This window comes from Chitinophaga sp. 9-1-y (genome assembly GCF_059511905.2).
In genome coordinates this window covers 6,340,908-6,357,451 of the sequence record NZ_CM197955.1, presented here as the reverse complement: position 1 = coordinate 6,357,451, position 16,544 = coordinate 6,340,908, and the positions used below count along the sequence as shown (strand labels likewise).

Annotated in this window: 13 protein-coding genes; 5 read left to right on the top strand and 8 right to left on the bottom strand. The window is 43.9% G+C overall.

What is annotated here, in order from left to right:
• Positions 1-2 precede the first annotated feature (2 nt).
• From AC5ZC7_RS25210 to AC5ZC7_RS25200, 3 genes are all read right to left on the bottom strand, one after another.
• Positions 3-608: a hypothetical protein gene (locus AC5ZC7_RS25210; protein WP_496158297.1), complete on the bottom strand. Its 606-nt coding sequence runs from the start codon at positions 606-608 to the stop codon at positions 3-5.
• Positions 608-1,117, bottom strand: a complete 510-nt coding sequence (locus AC5ZC7_RS25205) for an RNA polymerase sigma factor (protein ID WP_511911608.1) — start codon at positions 1,115-1,117, stop codon at positions 608-610. The genes AC5ZC7_RS25210 and AC5ZC7_RS25205 overlap by 1 nt, the downstream gene beginning before the upstream one ends.
• A gap of 70 nt (positions 1,118-1,187) precedes the next feature.
• Positions 1,188-2,024 (bottom strand): hypothetical protein, encoded by an 837-nt coding sequence (locus AC5ZC7_RS25200; RefSeq protein WP_496158298.1) that lies wholly within the window; start codon positions 2,022-2,024, stop codon positions 1,188-1,190.
• Between the two features lie 187 nt (positions 2,025-2,211).
• Between AC5ZC7_RS25200 and AC5ZC7_RS25195 the strand changes: the two genes are divergently transcribed.
• A complete protein-coding gene (locus AC5ZC7_RS25195) occupies positions 2,212-2,658 on the top strand; it encodes a DUF5004 domain-containing protein (protein ID WP_496158299.1) in 447 nt (148 codons plus the stop codon).
• Positions 2,659-2,700: 42 nt separating this feature from the next.
• Here AC5ZC7_RS25195 and AC5ZC7_RS25190 read toward each other — a convergent pair whose 3' ends face one another.
• The 5 genes from AC5ZC7_RS25190 to AC5ZC7_RS25170 form a co-directional block, all read right to left on the bottom strand.
• Positions 2,701-2,943, bottom strand: a complete 243-nt coding sequence (locus AC5ZC7_RS25190) for a hypothetical protein (protein ID WP_496158300.1) — start codon at positions 2,941-2,943, stop codon at positions 2,701-2,703.
• Between the two features lie 18 nt (positions 2,944-2,961).
• Positions 2,962-4,458, bottom strand: coding sequence for a Fic family protein (locus AC5ZC7_RS25185; protein ID WP_496158301.1), 1,497 nt, complete (start codon positions 4,456-4,458; stop codon positions 2,962-2,964).
• 202 nt (positions 4,459-4,660) lie between these two features.
• Positions 4,661-6,037 carry a sugar porter family MFS transporter gene (locus tag AC5ZC7_RS25180; protein ID WP_496158302.1) on the bottom strand — a complete coding sequence of 459 codons (1,377 nt, stop codon included), beginning with the start codon at positions 6,035-6,037 and terminating at the stop codon, positions 4,661-4,663.
• A 46-nt stretch (positions 6,038-6,083) separates the two neighbouring features.
• A complete protein-coding gene (locus tag AC5ZC7_RS25175) occupies positions 6,084-7,880 on the bottom strand; it encodes a DUF8485 domain-containing protein (protein WP_496158303.1) in 1,797 nt (598 codons plus the stop codon).
• Positions 7,881-7,976: 96 nt separating this feature from the next.
• Entirely contained in the window at positions 7,977-8,711 is a 735-nt protein-coding gene (locus tag AC5ZC7_RS25170; protein ID WP_496158304.1) for a UTRA domain-containing protein, read from the bottom strand.
• 273 nt (positions 8,712-8,984) lie between these two features.
• Between AC5ZC7_RS25170 and AC5ZC7_RS25165 the strand changes: the two genes are divergently transcribed.
• From AC5ZC7_RS25165 to AC5ZC7_RS25150, 4 genes are read left to right on the top strand one after another with little or no spacing between them, the layout of a single operon-like run.
• On the top strand, positions 8,985-12,125 hold the full coding sequence (locus AC5ZC7_RS25165; protein WP_496158305.1) for a SusC/RagA family TonB-linked outer membrane protein: 3,141 nt from the start codon (positions 8,985-8,987) through the stop codon (positions 12,123-12,125).
• A gap of 21 nt (positions 12,126-12,146) precedes the next feature.
• Complete coding sequence (locus AC5ZC7_RS25160) at positions 12,147-14,087, top strand: RagB/SusD family nutrient uptake outer membrane protein (protein ID WP_496158306.1); 1,941 nt, start codon at positions 12,147-12,149, stop codon at positions 14,085-14,087.
• A 49-nt stretch (positions 14,088-14,136) separates the two neighbouring features.
• Entirely contained in the window at positions 14,137-15,306 is a 1,170-nt protein-coding gene (locus tag AC5ZC7_RS25155; protein WP_496158307.1) for a DUF5000 domain-containing lipoprotein, read from the top strand.
• Between the two features lie 28 nt (positions 15,307-15,334).
• The gene (locus tag AC5ZC7_RS25150) at positions 15,335-16,543 is read left to right on the top strand and encodes a DUF4998 domain-containing protein (RefSeq protein ID WP_496158308.1); all 1,209 of its coding nucleotides are present in this window, start codon (positions 15,335-15,337) and stop codon (positions 16,541-16,543) included.
• The last annotated feature ends 1 nt before the right edge of the window (position 16,544 follow it).

Sequence of the window (16,544 nt, the reverse complement as noted above, 5' to 3'; positions counted from 1 at the left end):
CACTATTGTTTTTTAGGGATCGAGTCTTTGATAACATCCAGCCGGTAGTCATCTGGCTGGATCCCTTTTACGCCTTTAGGCTTTTTGCGGACAGGCATCTGGTAAATACTATCAAAAACCCGTTCCGGTGTTTTTTGATGAGGAGCAAGAAAGGAATCAATTTTTTCCGGTGTTAAAGGCTGCACAGCAGGAACATCTATATGAATACTGTCTGGTAAATGAGTAGGAGAAAATGCGCTATCCTTCCTGGTAATAACAGGAACGATGGGCGCATTTTTCTTTTCTATATTATTATCAATCTTCGCAGGGCTATCAATAACCGGTATTGTTTTTTCTATTGTTGGCGGTGCTTTTGGTGCAGTAGTGTTGGAAGGCGCCTGGTGTGTAGCATGATAGTACCAGTATATTAAAGCAGCAATAATTATTACTCCCAGGAAGCCATACCCGATTTTACCCTTGTATTTAGGCGTGAGTTTGGTTTCCGGGGTACCCATATCGGCATCCAATTGCTTGGCAATGTTGTCCCAGATACCGTCTGCCATATCAGGCACCGGAATCTGATCCAGCTTTGCTGCTATTAAATCTTCGTATGGTGTGGTTTTATTCACTATATTTTTGTTGCGGTTAATTTCTGTTGAAGAATTTTTCTTGCCTCACTTAAATGCCATTTACTGGTACCTTCGCTGATGTTCAGTTGTGCGGCAATTTCTTTGTGTGTATAGCCGTCAATGGCATATAATACAAACACCGCATGGGTAGCGCGTGGTAGCTGTCGGACCAGTTGCAATATAGCGGCCGCATCTGTTTTTTCAATAATGCTGTTGTTGACAAATGGTTCTTCTGCAGTATGTAATTCCAGGCTGGTAAACCGGCTCCGTTGTTTGATGTGATCCAGTGATTCGTTGATAATGATCTTTTTCAACCATCCATGAAAGTTCCCTTTGCTGGTGTCAAAGGTGTGGAGGCTCCGGAACATTTTTACAAAAGCATGGCCCAGGATATCGCCAGCCTCATGTTCATCCGTTGCATAGCGCATGGCAATAGCCATAGCAAAGCCATAGAGCTGCCTGTACAGTTGCTCCTGCGCTTTTCTATTGCCATTGCGGCAATCAAGGATGATATTGCTTAAGTCTTGTTCCAGGAATTATTAAACCATTAGTATTTTATAGGCATGTTTTCGGAAGATGTTACCATTTGGCATCATTTACCCGCCTCGCAAAAATAGCGGTGGCAATGGCACTGACAGGCAGCTTGTCGGCGGCAGTCAGTTCATTATAGAACCAGATATTCCGGTCTATCAGGTCAATGATGGCAATAACCCCGTCATGTGTGCTTAGCTCATACCCGGATAACAATTTAAACGGCAACTGCCCTGTTTTACCATTGGATAAGGCCGTTTTTTTGATACTGAGTGGCTTTACAAAAATAGTGTCAATACCGTTGGTCGCCAGTCCGTTATCTTCTGGTCTTACAAACGTAAAAGGATTGTTGTCGCGTTCTGCTTCCCGGTCGTAGATATTCGTCATCAGCAACTCCCAGTTTTTATTATTTCCCCGGGTGGTATCTGTAACGATCATCGCAGAGAATACGTATTGATAGGCCATCAACACGGAAAAGCCATTGAGGATGCTGTTATCGTTATTAATCGTTTCGTATCCCCGCCTTTTTTCCAGTTCTTTTTCACGGGCATATATGTCTACCTGGTTTTTTCCATCAGACAAGGTGTAACGGAATTTTGTTTTTTCCTGGGTAACCAGTTCTGTTTTTTTAATGCCATACTTCTGCAGGAATAAATTTTCCAGGAAAAAGCCATTCCCGCCCCAGAACCAGGGTGCATTGCTGATATGCATCCCCCTTTTAATTTTAGAGGTGCTAAAATTGGCAAACGACATCTTATTCCCCCTGGCGCCGTTCACATGCTGCATCACCGCCTGTTGTTTAAACTGCTCCGGGATAGCCAGCTTGATCGATGTCCGGCAACTCATCAAACCCGCTATACTCAATACTAATACAATGTTTTTCATCTTGTTTTACCGGCTATTTTAATACGATTATTTACTCATATGCAGCCCGATCTCCGTCACTAATACCCCGGTTTTTAAAGAAGGGTTGGGTAACGCCAAAAAAAAATATTTTTTCATTTTATCCAACCATTTGGGTCAGTAGGGAGGTATTACTGGCAAACATCCTTATCTCATTCAAATCAAATGTATGAATACAATTACAAAAAAATGGGCTTTAGTAGCAATGACAGCAGGTACCCTCCTTTTATCCTGCAAGAAAGAAAAAAGCAACCCACAACCTGCATGTGCCATCAATGTAGCAAACATCTCCGGCGCCTATAAACTGACCGCCCTGCAATATAAGGCCACTGCCACCGCCGCCCCGGTAGACTACTATGCCTTTACCGACGACTGTGAAAAAGATGATATCATCACCTTCAAAAGCGATGGCAGCTATGAGTACAACGATGCAGGAACCACTTGCTCACCGGTGAAAACAGAGCACGGTACCTGGCAACTGAAAGGAAATGTTTTAACCAAGGAAGGGGAACTGAATGCTATCATCGAAAGCTACGATTGTAAGACGATGGTATATTATGTGGAAAATGCGGTTACGCCGGGGGACAGGTTGACGTTTACGATGGCGAGGCAGTAATTATGCAATGTGGGAAAGGGTATTTTTAGAAGTATCCTTTCCTTATTTCTGGGATACTTCCGTTGTTTTATTACAGGAACTGCACCACCAGTAGATGTGTTGCTCGTCTTCCAGCCTGGATTCCGTTTTTATATTACATACCTGGCATATTCTTTCGAAGGTTTCATCTTCACGTGCGAAATAGCGGCATTCGTTGCAATGCCATGTGGTGGGAGGTGTATCTTCTTCGTCATAACTCCATGTGAATGACTGGGCCTTACAGTTGGGGCAAATTTGAAGTGCCATAGCATTATTCTGAATCGTTTATTTTAATTCAAATATTCTTTGAAATTCGATTTCCATTTTTTCAATTTCCGGGTCTGTCAATTGGGAGAATTGCTCCCTTCTGCGTTTAGGGAATATGCCTTTGTTTTGATGTAAAAATAAAATCATCAGGTTTATATTCCGGTCCGGCATATCTACAATATCCTGCAGGGCACGTTTTACTTCATCATTCCGTTGTATGAACAGTAATTCTTCGGGCATGTCTTCTTTTAAAGTGGCATGGATTGTTTTTGTTAAATAAATGCAATGTTCTGTTAAGTCGGGAAATCGGTAGTACGTTTCTACTTCCTCTGGATTCAGTATTTCAATTTCCCCTTCTTTGTTTTTAGTATATTTAATAAGCTGCATTAAAGGCTTGGAATAGCGTTCAAGTATAGCATCATAATCACGCATATTACTAACCATATGGGCCGACACTGGTATAATCAAGCCTTTGGGGACAATCCCATCATGGACTAAAACATCATGAATTAAAAAACGATGTATCCTTCCATTTCCATCTTCGAAAGGGTGAATAAAAACGAAACCAAATGAAATGATAGTGGCCCTGATTTCAGATGATACGCCAATAGTCTTAAGAGAAACATTTGTTAGACCATCCATCAGAGAGGAAACAAACCCAGGTGGTGGGCATATATAATGGATCATATCCAAATACCCAGGCAACGACTGTCCGATATAATTTTGAAAATCTCTAAATCCTTTGGCTGCAAACCGGTTGTCCACAATAGCATTTTGTAATTGGGTCAACCGCTGTTCGTTAAGCACTAGATTTGTCTCTTCTGTTCCGGCTTGTGTTAATAACGTCACAAACTTTTCCATTCTATCGGGAGTTGGGTGTTCCTTTTCTATTTCATAAGACGATCTGGTTTCCTTATTATATAAATAGTTGATGGCTCTGTGAAAAACTGCTGGAGAGAAATCAATCTTTAATTGTTCCAGCTTCGCACTAATATCTTGTTTTAATAATTCTTTGAGTGTATTGGTTTTCCGTATGATAGGGCAATATAAAACTGTTCCTAAAAGATTATCATTAACCCGCCACCGCGCATCCTTTATAATGCTTCCGGTGACATACCTGTCGTCTTCCAGCAAGTCAACATAATTTCCACCTATAGACTTTCCGATAACCAACTTCTTACCAGTTAAAAACTCAAATAAAAAGCCAATTCTTCTGGTATATTTACTTGATGGAAATAGCTCAATGTATCTTTCTATATCTTCGACTATAATATTATCAAATACCTTTCTTAAAAAAGGGAGATTTAAATCATCATATTTTAATGAAAATTCCAGATGAGCCATCGGGGTATCTTCCTTAGGTGCATACTTCCGGCTATATACCTGTTCAATATTGCCTTTATTGGTAATTTCTATTGAATTATTGTTTCCAATGTAAGAGCAATGAGTCAGTATATATCCGGAGATATTAAATTTTTCTTTTAACCATTGATGGCCAACAGGGATTGAAACCATACCGTCATGTTTACAGTAAATTTAATACTTAGTACTGTAAAACGATTATTTTATGTAATAATTACTGTAAAATAATTATTTTAAGTCGTAACTACGGTAAAATAGATATGATTAATTGATGAAAATAAATATGGCTCATCTGAATACAGATGAGCCATACACAAAGGAATATAAAAAACAGCTATCTACCTGATAAGTACTTTTAGTGCCCTTGCCACATTCCTTCCATTTCTTCCAGCGTCTTTCCTTTCGTCTCCGGCACCAACTTATACACTGTTACAAAGGCCAGGAAACAGCAAACCGCAAAGAAACAGAACGTAGCTGCAGCACCGGCACGGCCTAATAATATAGGTGTTAGTTGTCCTACAATGGTATCTGATACCCACATCGCCATAATGCTCACCGCCATGGCTCTTCCCCTGATTTTAGTAGGAAATATTTCCGCCGCAATCACAAATTTCAACGGCCCAAGCGAGAAGGCAAAACAAGCCAGGAACAAGATGATGGAGATAACCAGGGCGATATTATTTGTTGCCCCGGTATAGAAACAAATACTGGTGAAAAGCAGGCTGACAGTACCGCCAATGGCCCCCGCAATATACAGGGGACGGCGCCCCATGGTATCCACTTTCCAAATGGCAATTAACGTGAATATAAAATTGGCCAGACCAAATATTACCTGGCTGAGGAAGGCATTGGAAATGTTGATGCCTGCATCACTCAGTATCCGTGGCCCGTAATAGATAACGGCATTGATACCGCTGAATTGCGAGAACACCGGCAATAATATCCCGATCAGCAAAGGCTTACGCATGGCGGGCGACAACAACTCTTTGTAGAAGTTAGTGGAAGCAGCATCAGCAGCAGATGCTTCGTGATCCGTATCTATAGCCGTTCCTGTTAAACTTGTAATAATGCGTAAACCTTCTTCCCGGCGGTTGTTTTGTATCAACCAACGTGGGCTTTCCGGCACAAAGAATAATCCAACGAGAAACAAGATAGATGGAATGGCGCCTATCCCTATCATACCACGCCATACTTCCTTCGCAAAAAGGAGATGCGTGAAAGAGGTGGAGGGAGAATCTACCTGGCTGATGGCGTGTTGCAGCAAAAGAAAGTTAGTTGCATAAGCAATAAGGATACCCGCTGTAATAGCCAGTTGATAGAAGGTGACCAGGCGCCCGCGAATGTTTGATGGTGCTATTTCGGAAATATATAACGGCGCTACCATGGAGGCTACACCTACGCCGATACCCCCTGAAATACGGGCCAGTACCAGCATGGTAAAGTCCAGCGATAAGGCAGAACCTACAGCAGATAGCAGGAATAGTAGTGCTGCTGCCATCAGCATCTTTTTACGGCCCAGCCGGTCGCTGAGTCCACCGGAGAAGGCTACACCCACTACGCAGCCCATTAAGGCAGAAGATACAAACCAGCCTTGTGCGGAATCCGACAAATGGAACTGGTCTGTTACAAAGGGTAATGCACCGGAAATAACAGCCATATCAAAGCCAAAGAGCAGGCCGCCCAGCGTAGCGATGAGCGTGATGAGCAGCAATGAAGAAGAAGCGCGGTTCATGGATGTATTTGTTTTTGTGTCGGTTGATAAAATGGAGAAGTAATGGTTAGCAACATTCTTCTTTCATAAATGATCTCACTACTTTCACCGGTTCGTCATCACTCACCAGCGTATAAGTTCCGGTAGCAGCAGGTATAATGAAGGTTTCCGCATAATGCACGGTTTGTTCCCGCCCATTGGTAATCACTTTAATCGAAGTGCCTTCCACCAGGCTTAAGATATGACATTGCCCTGCTGTATTCAGTTCCATTACAGCATTAAATTCAAGGCGTTCAATGCGGTAGAAATGTTGCGGATGGGTAGGCAGGTACACGATTTGCCAGTCGTGCCCGGTTTGTATAGTCATAGGTTGAGAGAGTAAGGTATTCTTTACTACTGCTCCCTTTCTCTCAAAATCCAGGTTGGCAAAAGCGCGGTCAATGTTCAGGGTACGTGGTTGTCCACTCAGATCTGCCCGTAACCAGTCGTACATCTTGAAGGTAAAAATATAGGGCGTGGCGCTGATCTCCAATACCAGGTTGTTTTTCCCGGAACTGTGTACAGTGCCGTTAGGTATCAGGAACAGGTCATGTTTGTGAGATGGAAAAACCTGTACATATTTTTCGATATCTACGGGTTCATGCTGATGGAAACTGTTTTGCAGTACACGTTCAAAATCATTGGCGTTGATATCTTCCTGGAAGCCGAGATAAACCCTGGCATCGGGTTTCGCATCCAGTATATAGTAGGTTTCATCCTGTGTAAAATCTTCACCGAAATGTTCTTTGGTATAGGCTACGGAAGGATGACATTGTACGGAAAGATTACCGCCGTCAAAGGTATCTAGGAAATCAAACCGGATAGGGAAGGTGTCCGGGAACCGTGCAGCTGCTTTTCCTAGCAGGGCCTCGTTATCCAGCATTTGCAGGGTGTCGAAGCTGACTTCCAGTAACACGTTGTCTGATTCCAGCAGTATCCCGTTTTCGGGAGCAATCAGCTCAAAGGACCAGGCGTAGTTGACTACGTCGGGGTTGAGTGCCGGAATGTGTTCTTTGATCCATTGTCCGCCCCAAACGCCTGGTTCAAACCAGGGGCGGGCCCGGAAGCTGTTGCGCGACATCTGGCCGAGTGTTTCGCGGAGGGTTGCACCGGTACACCAGCTAATGTTGTTGATCCGTTGCTCATCGATGATGATATCGATTTTGGGTAGTAATTGTTTTTTGTGGCGGTTGAGTGCCGGCCAGTCCACGAAATAAAATTGTTTGTATTGACGCTTCGGATTGTTATCTGGTGCAGATTGGCCCAGGTTGCATACTTTACCGGCCCTGGAACGGAATTGAATTTCATTTTTAGGTACATCGATATAGAGTACGGGGGCTGACCAGCCGGCCAGTGAGGCGCCGCAGCCGTATATGATATTGCGTTTCCCCGGAATGGGTTGTAGTTGTTGCAGTTTATCTGCGGAAAAGAAATCGCGTAATTCGCCGGTAAAGCGCTTGCCGAATAAAGGATCGTCGCCACCGATGCTGGGCGCAATCAGTTGCCGGATGTCGGCTGATGGCAGCCAGGCATCTGCAACGGAAATATAATGCGGGTTAACGTTTTGTGCCGCTAACGCTGTCTCTAGCTTTTCGATGAATGATTCCCAGAGGACACCTCCATAACCATCAATCACGATATCAGACGACTGCCGGGCGATCCAGTGGGCTAATGTGTCAAAACCTGTATAAATAGGACCCGTGGCAGGAAAGCTCGGGTAGATATCGTATCCTGTTGTATCCTGTTTGTCTTTTGTCATTGGGATCAGGTATTGTTCCGTGGCCCGCGACGCTGTCATCTGTTGTGCTTGAGTGGGTGATAACATGTTTGCCTTTTATCATTATGTAAATATGTACAAACATATTATTTGTATCCAAAAAAAGCAAGTTTTCTTTTGCAGGGCAATGAAAATGGTAGCACATCAGGGGGTGCGTCTGCTTTCCACGGTATATACGAAGCTTTCAGCCTTATAGTAGCCTACATTATACTCAATAGGCCGTTCCGCCTGGTCAAAAACATATCTTTTCCGGAATAAAATAGCACTGTCCACATCCACTTCCAGTTTCGCCGCAATGAACTTATCTGCAGTCCTGGCGCTGATTTCCTCTTTTGATACGGTAGCCACAACAAAGTGTTCCTGCTCCAGCATTTCATACAGGGGCCGCTTAAAGTCTTCATCGCCAGTGAGGCCAATCCTGGGGTGAAAATAAGATACGAAATAAACGAACGGCTCCTGCGGATTACCCCGCAAACGCTCCAGTTTCATGACCTTCTTCTCAGGTTTAATATCAAAGAAATTGGCCACCTGCTCATCTGGGTGTACCCAGCTGATATGTAATTCGTAATTCCGTATAGTAACGCCCCTGGCCTGCATTTCCTGCGTAAAGCTCAGCCAGTTCATCGACTTTGAACTCATTTTCTGATGCGCCACTTTGGTTCCCAGTCTCTTCTTCCGTACCAGCAATTCTTCATATACCAGTTTATTAATCGCCTGACGTAAGGTAGGTCTGGAAATAGCCAGCTTCTTGGCTAATTCCACTTCATTGGGCAGCAACTTTCCCGCCTGGTATTCGGGTTGTTTTATTAGTTCCCGTAACAGATTTTCTACCTGTATATGCAGCGGGGTACCGCTTTGATGATCAATTGTTAAGTTCATATATGTAATAACATAGAAAGCCGCCCGCAAGTTAATAAATAGCAGAAATCTCCTCCCATTTTTGATCACCAGGAGGCAACAGACACAGTAAAATAGTAGATGTCTTTAATAATATCAGATAAGTTTGACTATATATTTATATATAAATATTTGATTATTAATATCAATTAATCAATTAGAAATTTTTCTGCTGAAAAAGTTTGACTTTATCGTTTTAATATGTACTTATGTATATACAAACCAATATCTAATTATTCATTTGTCTGCACTGTTATGAAAAAATGCATCCCAACCACCCTGCGACAGAAATACCTTTACTGTCTTTTGCTGTTATTTATCGGGAATGCTTCTTTTGGTCAGGCTATTACCGTACTAGGTAAAGTTGTAGACGCAAAAGGACAAGCGATGCCCGGAGTAACGGTAAAAGTGAAGCATCGGTCCACCGGCGCAGTCACCAGCTCCATTGGCGAATACGCCCTTAAAGTGGAAAAAAGCTCCGATACCCTGTTATTTACCTCGATGGGATACCTGTCACAGGAAATCCCGTTGAACGGACGACGTACCCTTAACGTCACCCTGGAAGAGAACCGCAATGACCTGAACGACGTAGTCGTCGTCGCCTACGGTCAGCAAAAAAAACAAAGCATGGTCAGCTCCATCACGACCATCAATCCAAAAGAAATCAAAGGACCAACCAGTAACCTTACTACTATGCTCGCCGGACGTATTTCCGGACTGATATCTTATCAACGCAGCGGCGAGCCGGGAGCAGATAATGCTTCCTTCTTTATCCGGGGTATCACCACATTCGGCTCAGGTAAACAAGATCCGCTGATATTAATCGACGGCATGGAATCTACTTCGAGAGAATTGGCCCGGCTGCAACCAGATGATATCGCCGGATTCTCTGTATTGAAAGACGCCGCCGCATCTTCCTTATACGGAGCCCGTGGTGCCAACGGCGTCATACTCGTTACTACCAAAACCGGTAAATCCGGGGTCACGAAAATGAATGTGCGCTTTGAAAATTCCTTCTCCTCAAATACCCGGAATATAGAACTGGCAGATAACATTACCTACATGGAGTTAGCCAATGAAGCGGTACTCACCCGCGATAGAAAAGGTGCATTGCCCTATAGTCAGAATAAAATAGATCATACCAAAGCAGGAGATAATCCATACCTGTATCCCAACAACGACTGGATCGGCACACTGATCAGAAAATATACGAGCAATCAACGACTCAATTTGAATCTCTCCGGTGGCGGCCAAAAGGCACAATACTATGTAGGTGCTACCATGAACCAGGATAACGGAATTCTGAAAACACAAAGCGGCAACAATTTCAATAGTAACATCAAATTGAGAAGTTATGAGATCCGCTCTAATGTGAACCTGAAACTGACTACTACCACAGAAGCAATCATCCGAACCACCGGTAATTTCGATGACTACAATGGCCCGGTAGGTGGGGGGGCAGCTATCTTCAAAAGTGCGCTGAATTCCAACCCGGTAATGTTCCCTGCCATCTTCCCGGCCAGCGATCTGCCTAAAGTGAACCACCCATTGTTTGGGAATGCTTCCCGTGGTAATAACGGTCAGGTGTACAACAATCCTTATGCTTATATGGTGTCCGGATTTTCGCAATACAACACCTCCACACTCAATGTACAACTGGAGGTGAAGCAAGACTTCAACTTCATTACACCAGGTCTTTCGGCCAGAGTAATGGCATATACCAAACGCTATTCTTACTTTGACCTGAGCCGGCAGTATAATCCCTTCTTCTATAAAGCCAATCCTTCTGTAAAAGATCCCGATCAATACACCCTGTCCCTGCTAAACGAGGAAACGGCTACCGAATATCTCAGTTATTCACCCGGTGGTAAAATAGTGAATACTACTACCTACATGGAAGCGGCATTGAACTACAATCGTACGTTTAATAAAGTACATAATGTTAGCGGGCTGTTAATCGGTATCCGCCGCAATTACCTGAATGGTAATGCCGAACAATTGCAACTTTCACTTCCGTTCCGCAACCAGGGCGTTTCCGGACGCTTTACCTATGGATATGATAATCGCTACCTGGTAGAAGGAAACTTCGGATATAACGGGTCTGAACGCTTTGCAAAGAATAACCGCTACGGCTTCTTTCCCTCTATTGGTGTAGCATGGAATGCGGTTAATGAAAAATTTGCAGAACCGTTTAAGAATACCCTTACACAACTGAAGTTCCGCGCTACTTACGGACTGGTTGGTAATGACCAGATCGGGCGCGCCGAAGATCGCTTCTTCTATTTGTCTAACATCAAACCGAACGACCCAAAGTTCTCGTCATACTTCGGCCAGAACTACGGTTACTTGAGGCCCGGTGTTTCTATTTCCCGATATGAGAATAGAGATATCACCTGGGAAAAATCTCAAAAAGTAAATATAGGTATGGACCTGGGGCTATGGAGCGCACTCACCCTCACGGTAGACGCCTACAAGGAACGTCGTAGCAATATCCTGCAGGAAAGAGCTTATATCCCCACTACGATGGGTCTCTCTGTGCCAATCAGTGCCAACACGGGGCTGGCGGAAGGCCGCGGGATAGATCTATCACTGGATTATAATAAAAGTTTTGGTAAAACCTGGTTGCAGGTGCGGGGAACATTCACCTACGCTGCCAGCAAATTATTGGTAAACGAAGAGCCGCAATACCCTGATAACATGCAATACCTTTCCCGCGTAGGACATTCATTGGGACAGGTATATGGACTTATTGCAGAAAGACTGTTTGTAGATGATGAAGACGTAAAAAATTCACCCCGCCAAAATTTTGGAGAAACAAGAGGAGGAGATATTAAATACCGCGATCTGAACGGTGATGGAAAAATCACTAACCTGGATATGGCGAATGGATTGGGGTACCCTGTTACACCAGAGATTATTTATGGATTCGGATTTTCTTTCGGGTATAAAAACTTTGATATTAGTACCTTCTTCCAGGGCTCGGCCAGATCGTCTTTTTTAATAGACCCCAGCGCTATTGCGCCTTTCGTAATGGACGGCGGTGATCAACACGGATTACTGAACGTCATTGCCCAGGATCACTGGTCAGAAGATAATCGTAACCTGTATGCGTTTTGGCCAAGACTTGGTCCTACACAAAGTGCCAACAACAATCAACCCTCCAACTGGTGGATGCGCAACGGCGCTTTCCTTCGGATGAAGAGCGCAGAAATCGGCTATAACATCGGAGACAAAGGCATGAAGAAATATCATATTTCCGGATTAAGGATCTATGCCAACGGTACTAATCTGTTCCTGATCAGTTCCTTTAAATTATGGGATCCGGAACAAGGAAGCAACGCATTGAACTATCCTGTTCAACGTGTATTTAACATAGGCGTAAACGTTAGTTTGTAGTATCTGCCAAAATCAATTGTTATGAAATTACTATTCACATATTCAATACCAATGAAGTCCTTTCGCAACAGGTATTTTACCATTGGACTGCTATGTGCCGTCGCAACATTTTTTACGGCTTGTAAAAAAGGATTCCTGGATATCGTACCGGATAACATACCCACCATTGACCATATTTTCGCCAACCGGCAGGAAGCAGAGAAATATTTATTTACCTGTTATTCTTATCTGCCCAGAGAAGGAAATCCAGATATGAATCCGGCATTCAGCGGCGGTGATGAGGCGTGGACCTACTGGCCAATGAGTGAGGATTACTTTGCGCTTGATCCCTATAACATTGCACGTGGCAACCAAAACAGCTCCAGCCCATATATGAACTATTGGGATGGATATGACGGAAGATCACTTTGGCAGGGCATCCGGGCCTGTAACATTTTCCTGGAAAAAGTTGATGCAGTAATAGATCTGCAATCTTTGGAAAAGGCCCGTTGGATCGCTGAAGTAAAATTCCTGAAAGCCTATTTTCACTGGTACCTGTTCCGGATGTATGGCCCAATTCCAGTAGTGGATAAAAATCTGCCTATTAATGCTTCACCGGACCAGGTACAGGTGTTCAGACAACCAGTGGACTCTGTCGTAAATTATATAACAAACCTGTTAGATGAAGCGGCTGCCGGCGAAAATACCGGGCTGCCACTATCCATTACCAGCTCCACCACAGAGTTCGGACGCGTCACCAAAGTAACTGCGCTGGCCATCAAAGCCCGTGTATTGGTAACTGCTGCCAGTCCTCTGTTCAACGGTAACAATGACTTTGCCGGCATGAAAAATAAAGATGGACGCCTGTTGTTCAATCCGCAATACGATGCTACGAAATGGACAAAAGCAAGTGATGCCTGTAAAAAAGCAATCGACCTGGCAAATGCAGCGGGTGTGAAATTATACTATTTTAATCCTTCTATCTTTGAAGTGGACCCCGCCACACAAATAGAAATGAATATCCGTAATGCCGTGTGCGAAAAATGGAACAGTGAATTGATATGGGGATCTACGTCAGACGGAGATCCTACCTACTGGATACAAACATTTGCCTGCCCACAGTTGGATCCTAAAAATTTCAATCTTAACCTGAAAGGAAAATTAGCGCCACCCTTGAAAATAGCGGAAATGTTTTACACCCGTCATGGTGTACCCATTGAAGAAGATAAAACCTGGGATTATGCTAATCGCTACAAATTACGCAATGTGACCGCACTGGACACCGGGATGCAGGAAGGATACAAAACAGTAGGGCTGCATTTCGAAAGAGAACCAAGATTCTATGCTGATATGGCGTTTGACGGCTCCACCTGGTTCATGAGAAATGGAACCTACAATATTCAAAGTAAACTGGAACAGTATTCCGGTAAAAAACAAAGCCGTTTATACTCTATCACCGGCTACTATACGAAGAAAGTGGTGAGTTGGAATCTCAATGTTACCAACACCTCCCTGCAAACAGAATCATACCCGTGGCCTATAATGCGCTTGTCAGATCTTTATTTGCTATATGCGGAAGCACTGAATGAAACCGGGGCTTCCACACAAGCATTGACTTACCTGAACCGGATCCGCCAAAGAGCAGGATTACAGTCTGTAGAAAGCTCCTGGACTACTTATTCCAACAATCCAACGAAATATGCATCTGTAGCTGGTCTTCGAAATATTATCAGGCAGGAGCGTAACATTGAAATGGCATTTGAAGGCAGCCGCTTCTGGGATCTGCGCAGATGGAAAACAGCGCCACAGGTACTGAATAGCCCCATTTTAGGATGGGATATCCTGCAATCTACCTATGAAGATTACAACCGCAGAGTATTCGTCGATAACATGCAGTTCGTGGCTCCTCGGGATTATTTCTGGCCAATCAAGGAATATAATATTCAGATCAATCCCAATCTGCAGCAAAATCCAGGCTGGTAACAGCTCACTACTCTGTCAAAAATATTTGTACCTGCGTAAATGCACTGATATGAACAAACGAATTTATTTCAACACGATACTAATATCCCTCCTGGCGATCTGCTCCTGTAAAAGAGAAGAACCCAGACCTGTTATTGAGGATCACACGCCTCCGGGAACAGTGAACAATATAACCGTAACTAATCTCAATGGCTCAGCGAAAATTAGCTATACGCTGCCAGGCGATAACGATTTGTTATGTGTAAAAGCCATATACTACACCACAAAAGGAGTGAAAAGTGAAACGAAAGTAAGTCGGTACAACAACAGTCTGCTCGTGGAAGGATTTGGTGATACCAGTACTTATAAAGTATCGTTGTATGTGGTAGACAAAAGCGAAAATGTTTCTCCGGCTGTAGAAGTAACCGTGCATCCCCTGGAACCGTTTATCTGGATTGCCAGACGTAGTGTAGCAATAGTACCTGATTTCGGTGGCGTGAATATAAAGTTTGATAATCCCGGCGAAGCAGATCTGGCGGTGGTAGTATTGGCAAATGATTCTCTTGGACAGTTCTCCCCCTATATGACTCAATATACCAATTTGAAGGCAGGTAATTTCTCTACCAGGAATATGAAAGATGTACCAACACAGGTGGGTGTATATGTACGGGACAGATGGGGTAATATTTCAGATACATTTCGTATCAAACTAACGCCGTTATTCGAAGCACTGCTGGACCGTACCCAAATGAAAGAAGTAGTATTGCCAGGCGATGCCCCACTCGGCTATGGTGGGAATGTATCCGGCCTTTTTGATGGCAGTACCACCAGCGGTTATTATCATTCCGGAGATGCTGCCAGGATGCCTCAATGGTTTACTTACGATATGGGGGTAACGGCTAAGCTAAGCCGCCTGGTATGGTTCATGAGACCTGATTACCTGTATTCACTGCATAATCCCAGAGTCGTGGAAATATGGGGTTCTAATAAACCCAACCCCAACGGTAGTTTTGATGATAGTTGGGTACTTCTCACTAAAACTACCCAGGTGAAGCCATCGGGTTTGCCGGTAGGACAGCTTTCACAGGCAGATATAGATGCTGCTGCAGTTGGTTGGACCGTCACCTTCCCGTTGGATGTCCCCAAAGTACGGTACATCCGGTTTAAGACACTAGAGAACTGGTCTAAGGGTACCTATGTGAACTTTTATGAGCTCATGAGCTGGGGAGATACTAAATAAATCATCTATCAACCAAGAAATAAACAACATGAAAAATATCAGGCTTTTCATTTTTTTATGGATACTCGCCATCCCGGTGTTTATCGTATCCTGTACCAAAACAAAGGGCGATGCCTACAGAAAGTTTATGGAAGGGGGCGAAATCGTCTATGCGGGTAGGGCAGATACTGCATTGGTAGGCGCCGGTCTTAACCGCATTCAGCTATCCGTTGTGTTGGGTAATGATCCATCGGTGACACGTTTAAAAATATTCTGGAATAATAACAACGATTCCCTGGATCTCCCGGTAAAACGGACCACTGGAACAGATACCATAAAGGTACTCGTTCCCAACCTCGATGAAGGCAGCTATAGTTTTATCATTTACACTTTTGATAAGGATAACCATCGCTCTGTGATGGTGAGTGCCTCAGGAATGGCGATCGGTTCAAATTACACAAGTACCCTCGTTAACAGAACATTGCAGTCAGTAGATCATGCCGCAGATGGCAGTGTAATATTGAACTGGGGAGGAGCCGCTACCGGAGAGCAGGGCATCGAAGTGAATTATACCGGCGCCGATGGTGTGGCACATACGATGGTCACGCCTGCTAACAACACGCAAACAATACTTTCGGATTATAAGGATAACTCAACACTGACTTATATTTCAAGATACAAGCCCGATTCCACCGCTTTCGAATATTTCTATCCAAAAGCGGTGGACGCCGTTGCGTTACCAGTGTTTGAAAGACAACTATCCAAAGCTGGCTTTAAAGTACTGGAATTACCAACAGATGTAAAAGATGGGGGCTATGGATGGCTGATTAATTATCTTTGGGATAATAACTACAATCCGCCAGGCTTTGCTACACAGTCCATCATCCCCTGCTGGTTTACCATTGATTGCGCCAAAGCAGCAGCACTCAGCCGTTTCAAAGTATGGCAGGCCAATGACCGCTTGTATATCGGAGAAAGTGTAAAGACCTTTGAATTATACGGTAGTAATCAGCCCGCACCAGATGGTAGCTGGCAGAGCTGGACAAAGATCGGCTCATATGAATCCATCAAACCCTCTGGTTTGCCCGTTGGACAAAATTCAGATAACGATGTGGCATATGCAAAAGCAGGAGAAGAATTCAATGTACCAGCGGGAACAGCGCCGTTCCGGTATTACCGCTTTAAATTACTGACTAACTGGGGAAATGCCGGGTTTATGACCATGGAAGAATTTACATTTTATACACACGATAAGTAAC

What these genes read in the sequence shown, in the direction of transcription:
- AC5ZC7_RS25150 (WP_496158308.1), top strand. Translation starts at nt 15,335, where the DNA reads ATGAAAAATATCAGGCTTTTCATTTTTTTATGGATACTCGCCATCCCG.
- AC5ZC7_RS25175 (WP_496158303.1), bottom strand. Translation starts at nt 7,880, where the DNA reads ATGTTATCACCCACTCAAGCACAACAGATGACAGCGTCGCGGGCCACG.
- AC5ZC7_RS25170 (WP_496158304.1), bottom strand. Translation starts at nt 8,711, where the DNA reads ATGAACTTAACAATTGATCATCAAAGCGGTACCCCGCTGCATATACAG.
- AC5ZC7_RS25200 (WP_496158298.1), bottom strand. Translation starts at nt 2,024, where the DNA reads ATGAAAAACATTGTATTAGTATTGAGTATAGCGGGTTTGATGAGTTGC.
- AC5ZC7_RS25160 (WP_496158306.1), top strand. Translation starts at nt 12,147, where the DNA reads ATGAAATTACTATTCACATATTCAATACCAATGAAGTCCTTTCGCAAC.
- AC5ZC7_RS25155 (WP_496158307.1), top strand. Translation starts at nt 14,137, where the DNA reads ATGAACAAACGAATTTATTTCAACACGATACTAATATCCCTCCTGGCG.
- AC5ZC7_RS25165 (WP_496158305.1), top strand. Translation starts at nt 8,985, where the DNA reads ATGAAAAAATGCATCCCAACCACCCTGCGACAGAAATACCTTTACTGT.
- AC5ZC7_RS25190 (WP_496158300.1), bottom strand. Translation starts at nt 2,943, where the DNA reads ATGGCACTTCAAATTTGCCCCAACTGTAAGGCCCAGTCATTCACATGG.
- AC5ZC7_RS25195 (WP_496158299.1), top strand. Translation starts at nt 2,212, where the DNA reads ATGAATACAATTACAAAAAAATGGGCTTTAGTAGCAATGACAGCAGGT.
- AC5ZC7_RS25185 (WP_496158301.1), bottom strand. Translation starts at nt 4,458, where the DNA reads ATGGTTTCAATCCCTGTTGGCCATCAATGGTTAAAAGAAAAATTTAAT.
- AC5ZC7_RS25180 (WP_496158302.1), bottom strand. Translation starts at nt 6,037, where the DNA reads ATGAACCGCGCTTCTTCTTCATTGCTGCTCATCACGCTCATCGCTACG.